This is a genomic window from Arcanobacterium bovis, assembly GCF_004331995.1.
GTDB classification, from domain to species: domain Bacteria; phylum Actinomycetota; class Actinomycetes; order Actinomycetales; family Actinomycetaceae; genus Arcanobacterium_A; species Arcanobacterium_A bovis.
Genome location: NZ_SJDT01000003.1, coordinates 211,734 through 226,743 on the forward strand (window position 1 = coordinate 211,734; position 15,010 = coordinate 226,743).

The 15,010-nt window shown below is 51.8% G+C and carries 14 protein-coding genes; 2 read left to right on the forward strand and 12 right to left on the reverse strand.

Annotated features, from left to right (window positions below):
• Positions 1-395: 395 nt before the first annotated feature.
• From EZJ44_RS04740 to EZJ44_RS04760, 5 genes are all read right to left on the reverse strand, one after another.
• Entirely contained in the window at positions 396-1,523 is a 1,128-nt protein-coding gene (locus EZJ44_RS04740; RefSeq protein ID WP_131280746.1) for a hypothetical protein, read from the reverse strand.
• 198 nt (positions 1,524-1,721) lie between these two features.
• Positions 1,722-2,273 carry a hypothetical protein gene (locus EZJ44_RS04745; protein ID WP_131280748.1) on the reverse strand — a complete coding sequence of 184 codons (552 nt, stop codon included), beginning with the start codon at positions 2,271-2,273 and terminating at the stop codon, positions 1,722-1,724.
• Complete coding sequence (locus tag EZJ44_RS04750) at positions 2,270-2,806, reverse strand: Panacea domain-containing protein (RefSeq protein ID WP_165496112.1); 537 nt, start codon at positions 2,804-2,806, stop codon at positions 2,270-2,272. Before EZJ44_RS04750 ends, EZJ44_RS04745 begins: the two co-directional genes overlap by 4 nt.
• 198 nt (positions 2,807-3,004) lie before the next feature.
• Positions 3,005-3,172 (reverse strand): DUF3117 domain-containing protein, encoded by a 168-nt coding sequence (locus EZJ44_RS04755; protein WP_131280752.1) that lies wholly within the window; start codon positions 3,170-3,172, stop codon positions 3,005-3,007.
• Between the two features lie 103 nt (positions 3,173-3,275).
• The gene (locus tag EZJ44_RS04760; protein ID WP_191088402.1) at positions 3,276-4,058 is read right to left on the reverse strand and encodes an LOG family protein; all 783 of its coding nucleotides are present in this window, start codon (positions 4,056-4,058) and stop codon (positions 3,276-3,278) included.
• A gap of 96 nt (positions 4,059-4,154) precedes the next feature.
• Between EZJ44_RS04760 and EZJ44_RS04765 the strand changes: the two genes are divergently transcribed.
• The gene (locus EZJ44_RS04765) at positions 4,155-4,976 is read left to right on the forward strand and encodes a purine-nucleoside phosphorylase (RefSeq protein ID WP_131280754.1); all 822 of its coding nucleotides are present in this window, start codon (positions 4,155-4,157) and stop codon (positions 4,974-4,976) included.
• A 76-nt stretch (positions 4,977-5,052) separates the two neighbouring features.
• Positions 5,053-6,741 (forward strand): phospho-sugar mutase, encoded by a 1,689-nt coding sequence (locus EZJ44_RS04770; RefSeq protein WP_131280756.1) that lies wholly within the window; start codon positions 5,053-5,055, stop codon positions 6,739-6,741.
• 238 nt (positions 6,742-6,979) lie between these two features.
• Here EZJ44_RS04770 and deoC read toward each other — a convergent pair whose 3' ends face one another.
• The 7 genes from deoC to EZJ44_RS04805 all read right to left on the reverse strand — a co-directional run bounded on the left by deoC (position 6,980) and on the right by EZJ44_RS04805 (position 14,873).
• Positions 6,980-7,639: a deoxyribose-phosphate aldolase gene (deoC, locus tag EZJ44_RS04775; RefSeq protein ID WP_131280758.1), complete on the reverse strand. Its 660-nt coding sequence runs from the start codon at positions 7,637-7,639 to the stop codon at positions 6,980-6,982.
• A 171-nt stretch (positions 7,640-7,810) separates the two neighbouring features.
• Positions 7,811-9,106: a thymidine phosphorylase gene (locus tag EZJ44_RS04780; protein ID WP_131280760.1), complete on the reverse strand. Its 1,296-nt coding sequence runs from the start codon at positions 9,104-9,106 to the stop codon at positions 7,811-7,813.
• Between the two features lie 29 nt (positions 9,107-9,135).
• Positions 9,136-9,582, reverse strand: a complete 447-nt coding sequence (locus EZJ44_RS04785) for a cytidine deaminase (RefSeq protein WP_131280762.1) — start codon at positions 9,580-9,582, stop codon at positions 9,136-9,138.
• 62 nt (positions 9,583-9,644) lie between these two features.
• Positions 9,645-10,943: an ABC transporter permease gene (locus EZJ44_RS04790; RefSeq protein WP_131280764.1), complete on the reverse strand. Its 1,299-nt coding sequence runs from the start codon at positions 10,941-10,943 to the stop codon at positions 9,645-9,647.
• On the reverse strand, positions 10,940-12,136 hold the full coding sequence (locus EZJ44_RS04795) for an ABC transporter permease (RefSeq protein ID WP_376988696.1): 1,197 nt from the start codon (positions 12,134-12,136) through the stop codon (positions 10,940-10,942). Before EZJ44_RS04795 ends, EZJ44_RS04790 begins: the two co-directional genes overlap by 4 nt.
• Entirely contained in the window at positions 12,136-13,692 is a 1,557-nt protein-coding gene (locus EZJ44_RS04800) for an ABC transporter ATP-binding protein (protein ID WP_131280766.1), read from the reverse strand. Before EZJ44_RS04800 ends, EZJ44_RS04795 begins: the two co-directional genes overlap by 1 nt.
• A gap of 98 nt (positions 13,693-13,790) precedes the next feature.
• Entirely contained in the window at positions 13,791-14,873 is a 1,083-nt protein-coding gene (locus tag EZJ44_RS04805) for a BMP family lipoprotein (RefSeq protein ID WP_131280768.1), read from the reverse strand.
• Positions 14,874-15,010 lie beyond the last annotated feature (137 nt).

Sequence of the window (15,010 nt, forward strand, 5' to 3'; positions counted from 1 at the left end):
TTTTTCTCTCACGCAGGAATGAAAAGACATACTCCCCCGGATTTGAGGGGTAGAAAAGGAAACGCTCACGAGCGCTCATAGGCAAGGGAGTAGCGTGGTGTTTGGGTGGGCACGATTTTTAGCGGGAGGCACCCTCTACAATGAGAATACGAAGGAAAAATGCTGGTGGGAGCTGGTGTTACGAAACAATTTTTTGCACACACTCTTTAGGTGTAAGGCGATAGACCACGATTGCGAGGAGTGGAACAATGACCAAAACACTAGCAACCAACAATGATGTTGACGAAGTAAAAAGAACACTGACTACCGAAACAGCCAACTCACCCTAAGAAAAACAAAGAGCGCCAGCCACCAAAGTGACTGACGCTCCCTAAAGGAAAGAACCGAGTTACAAATTAAGGCTTAACATAGGTCCAGCGACCATTGACACACAGAGAGTATCCTGGGATAGAAGTATCCGCAGTGCCGCCTCGTTGTCCATCAACACAGGTTGGCTCAGCTCTCTTGACAGGTGCGGTACCCCCAATATTGCGTGTCGTTCGTGGCGCGCTTGGTGGCGTGTAGCCCCCAGTCGATCCACTAGACCCCGATCCCACGCTAGACCCACCAGAGCCCGAACCCGAGCCCGTGCGCGCGGTGCGTTTCGTAGCCGTTGGCGTCGATGCGCGCTGTTGCGTAGAAGCCTGCGCAGCCTGTGCTGCTTGAGCCTCGGCTTGAGCCTGCGCCCATGCCTGATGGGTGGCGTAAACCGCTGCCGCGTTTTGATCCATGTAGGCACGCGAAGCATCAAGATCGGATGCAGCCTTGAGCAGGGCTGCACGTCCCTCAGGCTTAACCTCACGCAGATGGGTAGCGTTATCACGCGCAACGGTGGCGTTAGTATAGGCGTTAGCATCGGCAACCTTACCGGCAGTGGCAGACAACACCCCATTGAGAGCATTCAACGACTGCTCGTGAGCTGCCCACGCAGCAGTAAACGTATTGTATGCCTTAAGGTCAATAGAGGCATTCACGCGCGCGGTGAGATCACCGAGCGCTTTGGTTGCTTTATCAAGCCCCGTAGCGTTATCAGTAATCACAGGTGTGTTCTTGATAAACGAGTCATAGCCCGCCTTATCGTTAAGCACACCCACACCCGTGAGCTTAGTACCCAAGGCCTGAGTGAGCTCATCACACACAGCGGTGTCAGCTACCTGGGTGGCACAATCTTTAGCGAGAACCGCAGCACCCTCGTAGGCCTTAGTGTAGGAGGCGAGAGCCTTGTCCTGAGCCTCGATAGCATTATCGTAGGCGGTGCGAGCAGTGCGAGTATCAGCATTAGCGTTATAGATACCAACCCCACCGAGCCCAACGACCGCAAGCACACCCGCAACAATGAGCGCGAGCGCCTTACGAGACACACCCCTCTTAGGGGTAGTAGTATTCGTTTCTTTGCTCACGCCTGCCCCTTGCGTGAGGATAGTACTATCGGTTTCCTTATCAGGCACGATCCCTTGCAAGGGAGTATCCTCTCCACCAGACATAATTATTCCCTTTCATCTAGTAAAAATTATCATAGCGTAAGAAAATAAAAATGTGGAAAACCGCCTGTAGCGGCAACCTATTGAATAGCTACGGGAGTCATCAAAGCCTCAGTAAAGAGAATGTCAGTGAGCTTCGTTGCGAAAAGTACGCGGCAAATTTCTCGATGACACAACTAATCTTAGAAAGATCACGCTCGCTTAATCTTCTTCGTATAACCCGGCTTCACTCAAGTACGTCTTAATGTTCTCAGTTGAGATAAGAAGACTCGAGCCTTCATAGTTGCTCTCAAATTTGACAAAACCAAAACGTTGATAATACTCAACCAGACGAGGCTTTTGAGTGTGGAGTACAAGAAACCGTGCAGCGCTGTACTCGTTCGCATTTAGATAAGTGAGAAATACTGCCGCCATCAAAATATTGCTAACGTTAGATTTCTGTTCGCGATAATCAACCGCGAATTTTCCTAATAGGCGCGCAGGATGGGCACGAGTTTTTGAAATGCCCGTTCGATATTTCTTTTGAACTTCGCTAGAGAGTAGCTGATGATCACTCAGCGAAAAATATCCGACAGGCACGCCAGGTTGCTCTTCTTTGGCAAGAATCCATACACGTGATAGATCTTTCAGATCCTCATCGTAGGCATATTTACTAAGCCATTCACCCAAACGGTTATCGTCATGTTTACAATCAAAATCGCTTAAAAAGTGCTGATCGGAAATTTGCGCAAGCGTATAGCTTCCGATCTTCATGACACAAGCGTTCCTAGAAGGGAACGAATAAACTCACTAGGATACTCACCCTGTGATGATTCGATCCGCTCATACTCCATCTCGCTAATAAACGTCACCTGCGGCTCAGGAAGACGCATCGCCAGATCCCGAGGAACATCATCTCGTTGGAGGAAATAATCGACTACATCCAGACGATCAATATAGGCACGCTCTTCGCTACGCGACTCCCACGCGTCAATCCACACCTTTTCTTTGTGCGTTTCATCGCGTAAGTCCCATTGGTTAAGCTTTCCGTATGTGGCGAGCACTGCCTCAAGTACAGCTTCGTAATACGGATCGCTTTCTTTCACTGTATCTTCAAAATCATCGCTTGCAGACTCTATGAGATCACGCGTGATCGTCTTTTTGCCAGCGTGTAAAGAGAGGAGTTCGCTAACAACGGGGCCATGCTTCATGGCGTAAAAAGTCTGCCCGAAAAGTTCTGCTCCCGTGAGACGCCCATACCAACCAAAAGAATAGTAGACCAATTTCTGTAGCTTAATTACAGGCATTTCCTCTAGACATGAAAGCCTTAGTATGTCCCGCGATACTTCAAAAACCGAACGCTGCATGTTCCCCTCCTCTCTTTCTTACATATCGTATAGACCACCGACAAGGGATGTCTAGAGATTTCAGTAGCGCTTACTCACACTTAATCTTTGCGCCTCGTATGTTTATAGATGCTCCCCACACCCATACACCGTATAAAACTACTTTTTAATCGCTTCGAGAACGCTCACCATCTCAGAAACGTCGTCATCGGTGAGAGAAAGCACCAAACGGCCACCGCCCTCAAGCGGGATCTTGAGCGTAACACCGTGGTTATCACGCTCAGCTTCGAGAGGACCATCACCGGTCCGTGGCTTCATTGCAGCCATATCCTTCTCCTCCCTCGGTGCAAACGTACACCTTGTTGCGCACCCTAGCCTCTATTCTAGGGGATTTTAAGAAGCAATGCGCGGGTAATCTCATTTTCCTCGCTCAGGCTTCATATTCTCCATTGTGCCCGCTTTCTCTGAGCTGCGATGCCAATTTGTGAATACCTAATTGCAAAGCTTCAACTGCTTCATCTGCCGTATCAACAACAGTGAAAAGTTGCGGATCTACTGCATTCACCATGCCCTCATTGACCATCGTCTGATCGATCCACGTCTTCAGGCCACTCCAATAATCGCGCCCTACCAGCACAACTGGGAAGCCCGAAATCTTGCGCGTTTGCACAAGCGTCAAAGCCTCAAATAGCTCATCCATCGTTCCAAACCCACCGGGCAACACAATGAATCCAAGTGCGTACTTGACGAACATAAGCTTTCGCACGAAGAAGTAGCGGAAGTTGATCCCACGATTCACGTACTCGTTCATGCCCTGTTCGAAGGGAAGCTCAATTCCCAATCCAACAGACACTCCCCCATTTTCAATGGCGCCCTTATTGGCTGCCTCCATGATTCCAGGCCCACCGCCGGTGATAACCGCATAATCCAGATCAACGAGCTTCGCAGCGATTTCTTCCGCCAGTTGATAGTGCGGCGTTCCCGGTTTCGTGCGCGCCGAACCAAAAATAGACACCGCTGGCCCAATATCTGCCAAGGCGCCAAAGCCTTCCACGAATTCTGCCTGTATCCTCATGATTCGCCAAGGATCTGAGTGTATAAAACTTGTGTCTTGAATGGGAGCGAGTAATCGAGCATCCGTCGTCTGATCAGGAATCTGATCTCCGCGCAGAACAATCGGCCCTTTGCGGTACTGTATATCATTGTTTTTCACACTCACACCGTATCGTTTATTGCCACAAATTTCAGCAATATAACTATGAGTGAACAGGAGTTATGTTAAGCCCAAAAAGTTGAGTAGTCTTGGATTATGTCTATTGAAAATTATCAAGAACTAGCAGCAGTAGCTGCAAGCACTATCGCCGAAAAGTCCGGTGTAAACCACCACGACATTGCGCTCACCCTCGGATCAGGCTGGGCTGGCGCTGCAAACCTCATTGGTGAGGTCGTTGCCGAAATCGATGCCGCCGACGTCCCCGGATTCTCGGCACCCGCCGTCGTCGGTCACGGAGGAAAGATCACTTCGATCAAACTCCGCTCGGGTCATTACGCACTCATCTTGGGAGCACGCACGCACTTCTACGAAGGAAAGGGCGTGCGCGCCGTCGCCCATGGTGTGCGTACCGCGGCTGCCACCGGCGCACGAATCTGTATCCTCACCAACGGCTGTGGATCCACCGTGCAAGACTGGGGCCCGGGCACCACCGTGCTACTCTCGGACCACATCAACCTCACTGCTACCTCGCCGATTGAGGGCGCCAATTTCGTTGATCTTACCGATATGTATTCGAGCAAACTCCGTGAAATCGCGCGCTCAGTCGATCCTGATTTGCCAGAAGGCGTCTACACACAGTTCCCTGGCCCGCATTACGAAACCCCTGCTGAAGTGCGTATGGCACGCACGCTCGGTGGCGATCTGGTGGGAATGTCCACTGCACTCGAAGCGATTGCAGCCCGCGAAGCTGGAATGGAAGTGCTGGGAATCTCGCTGGTCACGAACCATGCAGCAGGATTCGCACCAGGCAATCTCAATCATCAGGAAGTGCTTGAAGCTGGCCGCGCTGCCGGACCTCGCATCTCACGCCTATTGGCCGATATTATTGGAAAGATTTCTGAAACGGAACTGCAATAGGATCCGTTCAAATTATCATGTGTGAACGTCGCTTCTCTGTCGCAATGTCCACACATACTCAGTTCAAAGGGGAAAAATGAACTATTCATCTGAACAAGTTCGAGAGTGGATCAACCACGATCCAGAAGAAGAAACGCGCGAAGAGCTCACAGCTATTCTCGCTGCTGCTGAAGCAGGAGATCAAGCCGCTGCTGCTGATTTAGCGGATCGTTTCCAAGGCACGCTCCAGTTCGGCACTGCCGGTCTGCGCGGGGCGATGGGCGGCGGACCTTTCCGCATGAATCGTGCGGTAGTACGTCGGGCTGCCGCCGGTTTGACTGCATGGTTGCGGACGCGAGTGGGCGACGACGCCGTCGTCGTTATCGGCTACGACGCACGTTATCACTCAGCCGATTTCGCACGCGACACTGCAGCTATCGTCACCGCTGCTGGCGCGCGAGCAATTCTCATGCCACGCAACCTTCCTACACCAGTGCTCGCTTTTGCAGTACGGTATCTGGGTGCCGACGCGGGCGTGATGGTTACCGCCTCACATAATCCACCGCAGGATAACGGCTACAAGGTATATCTGGGTGGGCGTGCGATTGATGCCAGTGGCAATGGCGTGCAGATTGTGCCACCTGTTGATGCCGAGATCGCTGCACAGATTGATGCGGCACCTCACGCGGACGAAATTCCACTCGCGGAATCTGGGTGGGATACGGTGCCAGAAACGGTCATCGATGCTTACGTAGATAGCGTTTCCCAAATGGCTGGGCCAGGATCGCGCGATGTGAAGATCGTCTACACCGCAATGCATGGCGTGGGCACGGAAACCATGATGAAAGTCTTTGCTAAAGCAGGATTTACGCAGGTCGTAGGAGTGCCAGAGCAGATCGAACCCGATCCAGCATTCCCTACAGTGGCGTTCCCAAATCCGGAAGAGCCCGGTGCTCTTGACCTCGCAATCGCGCTGGCAAAAGCAGAAAATGCCGATATTGTGATCGCGTCTGACCCTGACGCTGATCGCTGTTCGGCCGCAATTCCGACGGGCGACGGCGAGTGGCGGCAGTTATCGGGCGACGAAATCGGCTCGCTACTGGGTGAATGCGTCGCAATCGGAGCTGAGCGCGACGGCGTGCAGGGTAACCTCGCATCATCGATCGTTTCCTCACGCTTGCTTGAGAAAATCGCTCATTCGCACGGGCTCGGCTATCAAGCTACCCTCACGGGCTTCAAGTGGATTGCACGTGCGCCTGAAATCATTTTCGGGTACGAAGAGGCAATTGGTTTCTGTGTCAAGCCGCAAGCAGTAAAAGACAAAGATGGCATCTCTGCTGCCGTACTTTTGGCTTGGCTAGCTGCACATTTACGCGAGAACGGCACTGATCTACAAGGCGACCTTGATCGAATTGCGATTCGTGAAGGGCTGTATCTCTCTGGGCCGGTAACTATCCGCGTTGAGGATCTCTCGATTATTCCTGCGACGATGGCTAAAGTGCGCGAGTTCCCGCCCACAGAGTTGGTTGGATCGCCGGTGACCTCCATTGTCGATCTTTCACGCGGAACTGACTCCTTACCACCAACAGATGCAGTTATGATTCACACGCAGGCTAATGATCGAGTGATTATTCGTCCGTCCGGCACTGAGCCCAAGGTCAAATGTTACCTAGAAGTGATTGAGCCGGTGGCTGATGAGGCTGCACTGCCTGCGGCAAAGGAACGCGCTGCGGCACGCCTTGCTCAATTCAAGCTAGACATGGCTCAGGTTCTCAAACTTGACTAGTTTTAGCTCAAGCTAAGCAAAATGGGGGCTTCCAGATCGATTGATCTGGAAGCCCCCACCGCTATAACCAGCAATAATTCGAACCAGCGCTAATTTTTGAACTAACTCAAATCAAAGCCGATGGCCAGTTCATCACTTGGTCCTTGCTAGCTAGCTTCGCTTTCGTTCAACCTAGCTAGCTTCGCTTTCGTTCAACCTAGCTAGCTTCGCTTTCGTTCAGCCTAGCAAGCCGCTTCACTCATTCGAGCGTATCAAGCACCGCCTGCGAAGCCGAGAGACCGAGACGAGTTGCACCAGCAGCAATAAGCTCAGCAGCAAACTTACCGTCACGAATACCACCTGAAGCCTTAACTTCAAGATCGTCGCCAACTGTCTTCTTCATAAGTTCAACAGCGTGCACCGAAGCGCCACCTGCTGGGTGGAAGCCCGTTGAGGTCTTCACAAAATCAGCATCCAGCTCATGCGCGATCTCGCACACCTTGATGATTTCCTCATCAGTGAGAGCCGCCGACTCAATAATGACCTTGAGAACAGCAAAAGGAATAGCGTCGCGAACCGATGCAATATCCAGTGCTACGCCGTCCCAATCGTGTTCCTTAACGAGACCAATATTCACCACCATATCGACCTCATCTGCACCGGCAGCCACAGCCAATGCAGCTTCCGCAGCCTTAATCGACGGTGCCACAGCTCCGGATGGGAAACCCGCCACTACCGCAAGATGCACGTCCCCAAGATCAATGTCTTCAGGAAGCGGAAGCATGGAAGGCGAAATACATACCGAATAGGTACCGATTCGCTTCGCGTCTTCCACCAGTGCGCGAACGTCGTCGAACGTCGCCTCCGGCTTGAGCAGGGTGTGATCAATCATCTGGGCGACTTCTTCGCGTGTTGCCACAGTATTCTCCTTGTTTATCTCGACAGCACCAACGAGCAACAGCTCATTGGCAATAATGCCTGCGGGTGTGTGAGCGCCACCGCGCCCACACACCACTTATTCTACTAGTATCCGCAGTGCGGATCAGCTGGTATAGAAAACTCTTCGAGCTCATATCACCAGCTCTTTGAATTATGAACGCGTAATGCGATCCAAAATCACGGAATTTTGTGCCGGAGCTGCAGTGCCGATCACGACGCCGCCGTCCAAGGACTCAAGCGCACGCTCAAAGCGAGCCTCTTCATCGGTGAACAAGGTCATGAGCTTCTGCCCCTTCTTCACTTCTTCGCCTGGCTTGGCAAACAGCTCGATGCCTGCTCCTGCCTGCACTGGCTCACCCTGGAATGCACGGCCGGCACCGAGACGCCAAGAAGCCACGCCAACCGACAGCGCGTCCAGCGTCTCAAGCACACCGCTCTCGGTCGCAACAACATCATGCGAATGCTTCGCCACCGGAAGCGGCGCATCGACATCGCCACCTTGCGCAACAATCATCTGACGCCACACGTCCATAGCACGACCGTCCTTGAGAGCTGCTTCCACATCAGCATCAGGCTGACCAGCGGCGCTGAGCATCTCGCGGGCAAGCGCCAAGGTGAGCTCAACGACGTCGGCAGGACCGCCACCCGCGAGAACCTCCACGGATTCCTCAACTTCAAGCGCATTGCCAACCTTGAGACCAAGTGGGGTGCTCATATCGGTCAAAAGCGCCACAGTGTGCACGCCCGCATCAGTGCCCAGGTCCACCATCGTCTGTGCAAGCTCGCGAGCCTGTTCCAGCTCTTTCATGAACGCGCCAGAACCCACCTTGACGTCAAGCACCAGCGATCCAGTACCCTCCGCAATCTTCTTCGACATAATCGACGAAGAAATGAGCGGAATACAATCCACCGTAGAGGTCACGTCACGGAGCGCATACAACTTCTTGTCCGCTGGAGCCAAACCTGAACCAGCTGCACAAATAACGGCGCCGCAGCCCTCAAGCCCAAGTTGATGCATGATCTCTTCATTCGACAAATTCGCACGCCACCCTGGGATAGCTTCGAGCTTATCGAGCGTTCCACCTGTGTGTCCAAGTCCGCGGCCCGAAAGCTGTGGAACAGCCACACCGAAAGCCGCTACGAGTGGAGCGAGCGGCAACGTGATTTTGTCGCCTACACCGCCCGTTGAGTGCTTATCAGCCGTAACTCGGCCAAGACCGGAGAAATCCATGCGCTCGCCGGATTCAATCATCGCGTTCGTCCACTCCACGATTTCTTGACGATCCATACCATTCAAGAAAATCGCCATAGCGAGTGCAGCCATCTGCTCGTCGCCTACTACCCCACGTGTATAAGCATCAATCGTCCACGCAATCTCATCTGAACTCAGCTTGAGTCGATCGCGCTTGTGACGAATAACGTCCACCACGTCAAATTTTTCAGCCATCATATCCCCTTTGTTATCTACTTCTTGTTCTATTGCACGTTTTCTTGGAGTGCATAAGGCATATCAACCTTCACTGCGCTCTCCACTTCATTGAGCTCAGTTGGTCCAAATCCGTAGGGCAGCACTTCGTCCATAGTCATGACGCCGTGTGGCATGAGTACTTTGAGCGCCTTGCCTCCGTGTTCAAAAAGCAACTGGCGGCAACGCCCACACGGCACAATGACCTCTCGATTTCCGTTGACGGCGACGAAGGCAACGAGGCGTCCTCCCCCACCTTTTGTGAGTTCAGAAACCATTCCGCATTCTGCACACAGACCGACGCCGTACGCAGCGTTCTCGACGTTGCAACCGCTAACGATGCGTCCGTCGTCCACAATGGCAGCCGCGCCAACGGGATAGCCTGAATAAGGTGCGTATGCATGCTGCATAACCTCACAAGCTACATCTTTGAGGTTTTCCCAATCAATAGTTTCCATATCAAAACTTTCTCGATAGAAAAGATTAGTGTCGTGGTGGCCGAAACCACCACGACACCCAATCACTTCACGTATGGCACGTTCTCAGCTGCAGGAGCACGAGATTTACCAACAAATCCAGCCACAGCAATGATAGTCACGATGTACGGAATCATATTGACCATCTGCGACGGGATAGCGTTAGTCAGGTTTGGCACGAGCAAGGCAAATGCCTTTGCAAAGCCAAACATCACCGAAGCAGCTACAGCACCAAGTGGATGCCACTTGCCCAAGATCATGGCAGCAAGCGCGATATATCCGTTTCCTGCCGACATATTATCCGTGAATGCAAGACCTGATCCAATGGTAAAGAAAGCACCACCGAGTCCCGCTAGCGAACCACCAAATACTGTGTTACGGAAACGAGTGCGATTTACGTTGATACCCACTGTATCCGCTGCACGTGGATGCTCACCACAAGCGCGTAGCCGCAATCCCCACCGCGAGCGGAAGAGGAAGATCGTGAGCAGCGTTACCGCAACATACATGCAGTACACAAGTATAGTTTGATTGAAAAGAGCCGGACCAATCACTGGAATATCGGCAAGCAACGGAATGCGAATCGGCGTCAACGAGAATTGATTAGTGTTGAGCATCTGCGCATTACGCGTGAGCAAAGTTCCTGCAAAGAATGTAGTCAAGCCCAGAATAAGTACGTTGAGCACGACGCCAACAATAATCTGATCGACTGCATACTTCACTGAGAACAGCGCAAGCAAAGCACCTACGAACGCGCCAGCTAACGGTGCAATGAGCAAACCAACAAACGCATTCTTGAAGAACGACGCCGCAACCACACCTGCGAAAGCGCCGAAGAGGAGCTGTCCTTCAATCGCAATATTGACCACGCCCACTCGTTCGCAAACTACACCAGACAGCGCACCAAAAATGAGCGGAGTCGAGATAGCTACAGTTGAAACGAGAGTCGAGGTAACAGTCACTGCTGACTCTGAGCCTGCACCGGCAAAAATCATGAAACCGAGAACAGTCATGAAAGCAATAACTGCCATCACCACTGCGTCTAAGATTCTGCCTGCTTTCGCGTACTTACCACGCGAAAGCACCGACATTACCGACCACGCTGTACCAAGCAACGCCACCGCGAAAAACGCCCACAGCACCGCTGAAGCACTAAACGAAAAATCGGGAATATCAAATTTTTGAGACTTATCGTTCAAACGAAAACGGGTTTGACCTTGTGCTTGCATCGCAAAGAATAACAAGAGCACAGAAGCAAAACCGAAAGTTACCGGAATCTTCCAGCTGAGTTTACCAAGCACGTTCGCGCTTGGTGAGGTTGTTTCTACCGCTACAGCACTCATGCTTGTGCCCCCTTAGTCGCTGCTTGTTTCTTCTCTGATAGCAATGCCACGTATTCCCGCACGGACTTTCCATCCGGTTTCGGCAAACGGAACATCCACCGAATGAGCGCCGGCGCAGCAATAAACAAAACAATCATCGACTGCAAAATAAGGATCATGTCGATCGGCACGCCCTGAGTTTGCATCACGTATCCGCCAGCTTTGAATCCACCGAACAACAAACCTGAGAAGAAAATTCCCAGCGGCGTATTACGGCCAAGCAGCGCAACCGTAATTGCATCGAATCCAATCGATCCTGCAATACCTTCGGTAACATAACCCATCGTGCCCAAGGCTTCATTTGCTCCAGCAAGACCACAGAAAACGCCCGATAGAACAAGCGTCAGGATCGTCACCTTTGCAGTAGACATACCTGCAGTTTGAGCAGCATGTGGATTTGCTCCTACAGCGCGTAGTTCAAATCCAAACGTCGAACGCTTGAGAATCCACCAATAAACGAACGTGGCAACCACAGCGATCACGATGCCGATATGCAGCTTAAATGGTGCTGGAAGCAAAGGCGTGAACAAAGCTGATTGCGCAGCATGCGGCGTTTGCGGGTTATTCGAACCTGGAGCTTTCCACGATGACAACGACAACAAGTAGCCCAGCACAAGTGCCGCAATCGAGTTGAGCATTATGGTTACGATAACTTCGTTCGCACCAGTTTTCGCCTTCAAGACGCCGGCAATACCAGCATAAAGTCCACCGGCAAGCATTGCTGCAAGGATCGCAACAATCATATGGATACCTGTTGGCAACTGGAGATTGAGCCCAACCCAGATTGCAGCAATCGCACCAAAAACGATCTGACCAGTTCCACCAATATTGAATAGACCCGCACGGAATCCAAGACCAAGCCCGAGACCGGCAAGAATCAAAGGTGCGGCATTAAAGGCAGTCTTGGTCAACGGCATGATTTGGCGTTGGAACGTTGAAGCTCCGGGATCGAAGATCGCACCTCGGAACATCGCATAATAGGCGTTACCAACGTTTGCTCCGCTGATGGCAATCAAGATAGCGCCTACAACGAACGCCAAAATTACCGCAAGAATCGCTACAACCCAGCCAGAACGTAGGGCAGTGTGCAGCACCGCGCGCATTTTCACAGCTGCAGACGGCTGAAATTCATTTTTTGTCGTCACTTCGGACATCAGTGCACATCCCCTAACACTCCAGGATGAGAATGCCCAGCCTGTGCGAAGGCTTCATCCTCAGGAACACCGGCCATCATCAAACCAAGCACATCACGCGAGGTATCTGCAGGCACAACTCCAATAATACGTCCGCGATACATCACAGCGATACGGTCGGCAAGCGCCACAACTTCATCGAGTTCCGACGACACCAACAAAATCGGCGTACCAGAATCACGTTCGGCCACAATACGCTTATGAATGAACTCAATTGAGCCCACATCGACACCACGAGTTGGCTGATTAACAACGAGCAGGCGCAAGTCGCGCGACATCTCGCGCGCCACAACGACTTTTTGTTGGTTTCCACCCGAAAGTGTCGAAATTGCGTCATTAATCGAAGTAAGACGAACGTCGTATTCGGCTACCTTGTCATTTGCATTCTGCGTAATAGCGCTGCCCTTCATGAGCGGCCCAGACGCAAACGGAGCATTCCGGTACTGATCAAGAATCAGGTTGTCGGCAATCGAGAACGAAGCAATAATGCCGTCTTTAGAGCGATCTTCGGGAACAAAGCCGATACCAGCATCGATATTGGCGCGAACTTTCTGACCACTGATGTCTTTGCCATCAAGGAGAATAGCTCCCTCTGCAATAGGCTCAAGACCAAGAATAGCTTCCGCCAGCTCAGTTTGGCCATTACCTTGTACACCGGCGATTGCCAGCACTTCACCACGGCGAACCTGTAAGTCCACGTGAGACAGTACCGGAATATCGGCGTCGTTTAATACCGAAACATCTCGCAATTCCAAGCCAATCTCGCCCGGCTCGGCTGGTTTCTTATCCACTCGCATCATCACAGGTCGTCCAACCATGAGCGTTGCAAGCTCGGCTTCCGTTGCCGTTGGGCTCGCTTCACCGACGACGGCGCCGCGGCGAATCACCGTAATGTCATCTGATACTGCACGCACTTCACGCAATTTGTGAGTAATGAACACGATAGACGTGCCCGAAGCAGCGAGTTGCTTCATGATAGCCATGAGTTCATCGGTTTCTTGTGGTGTGAGCACCGCCGTTGGCTCGTCGAGGATGAGCACTTTTGCATCACGCGACAACGCTTTAACGATCTCAACACGCTGCTGAGCTCCCACTGGGAGATCTTCAATCAGCGCATCTGGATCCAAGTCAAAACCGAATTTTTTCGAAACCTCACGTACTGTTTCACGAGCTTTCTTAATGTCAATCACACCAGCTTTTTTGGTGGGCTCGTATCCCAGCGCAATAGACTCAGCTACTGTAAATACGGGAACCAACATAAAATGCTGGTGAACCATGCCAATGCCAGCGGCAACTGCATCGCCCGGTCCATTAAACTTGACGGGCTGTCCATCAAGGAGAATCTCTCCTTCGTCTGGATCATACAACCCATAAAGTACATTCATGAGTGTTGACTTACCTGCGCCGTTTTCGCCCAGAAGTGCGTGGATACGCCCTTCTCCAACAACGAGGTCAATGTGGTCATTTGCCACGAGGGGGCCGAATCGTTTTGTGATCCCCTTAAGCTCCAGCTTCACGCCAGACCCCTTTCGCGATTAATTTTATGCATCCGCATTAAGAATAGTTGAGGTCCGGCCTCGAATGAAACCGGACCTCAAACAATATAGTTCACCAATTACTTGGTTTTTGGAGAGCTCTTGCTCTCGATCTTGAGATCGCCAGACTTGATCTTGTCGGAGAGCTTCTTGATCTCGTCCTTCAGATCAGCAGGAACCTTCGAATCGAAATCGTGGAATGGAGCGAGCGATACGCCGCCATTTTCCAAAGTTCCAATGTATGGTTCGGAGGTGAACTTACCTTCGCTACCGATCTTAACGGTGTCAATCACCGACTTGTCGATCTGCTTCATCACAGAGGTGAGAACGATTGCTTTGTAGTCGGGGGTGGACTCGTACCAATCGGAGTCAACACCAACGATGAGGGTCTTGCCGTCAGCCTTCGCCGCAGCTGCTGCACCAAGTCCAACTGGGCCTGCAACTGGCATCACGATGTCTGCACCTTGATCGATAAACTGCTGAGTCTGGGTCTTGCCAAGGTTCTGATCTTCGAACGAGTTGGTGAATGAACCAGTTTGTGCAGCCTTATCCCAGCCAAGGAGCTTAACATTCTTGCCCTTTGCCTCGTTGTATGCTTTCACACCATCAGCGAAACCATCCATGAACACTGTAACCGACGGAATTGGCATACCACCGAAGGTTGCAACCGTGCCGGTCTTGGTCATGCCAGCTGCAGCGTAACCTGCGAGGTATGCTGCTTCAGCAGTGTTAAATACGAGTGGACGGCCATTCTTCAGCGGAACAACCTTGTTGTCTTTGTCGGTGAATGCGGAATCAATCAACGCAAAGTTGATATCTGGGTTGTTCTGAGCGGCAGCTAGGGTTGCTGGAGCGAGCATGAAGCCAACGCCAATAATCAAGTTACAACCGTCCGCAACCTGTGCGTCAACGTTTGGACCGAAATCGGCAACGCCCTTCGACTCACTCGTGCCTGTCTTTACCTTAAGATCTTTCTCAGCAACTTTGAGGCCGTTAAACGCGGACTCGTTGAAGGACTTGTCGTCCCAGCCGCCCTGATCCGAAACCAAGCAGGCCTTGTAATCCGAGTTGCTACCCACGCTCTTGCTGTCGCCGCCCGAGCATGCGCTCAAAGCGAGTGCGGAAGCCGCGACGATTGCGGCCAATGAAGTAATCTTCTTCACGTTTTTCTCCTGAGTGTAAATTGTGTGTTCGGAATATTTTCGACTTCGAAAATAGAACCACGATCAAACTTAGTCTATTTCAGATAAAAATCCAGTCGAGAATAACAATGGCGGTCGCAATCCCCTTATCGTCGCCA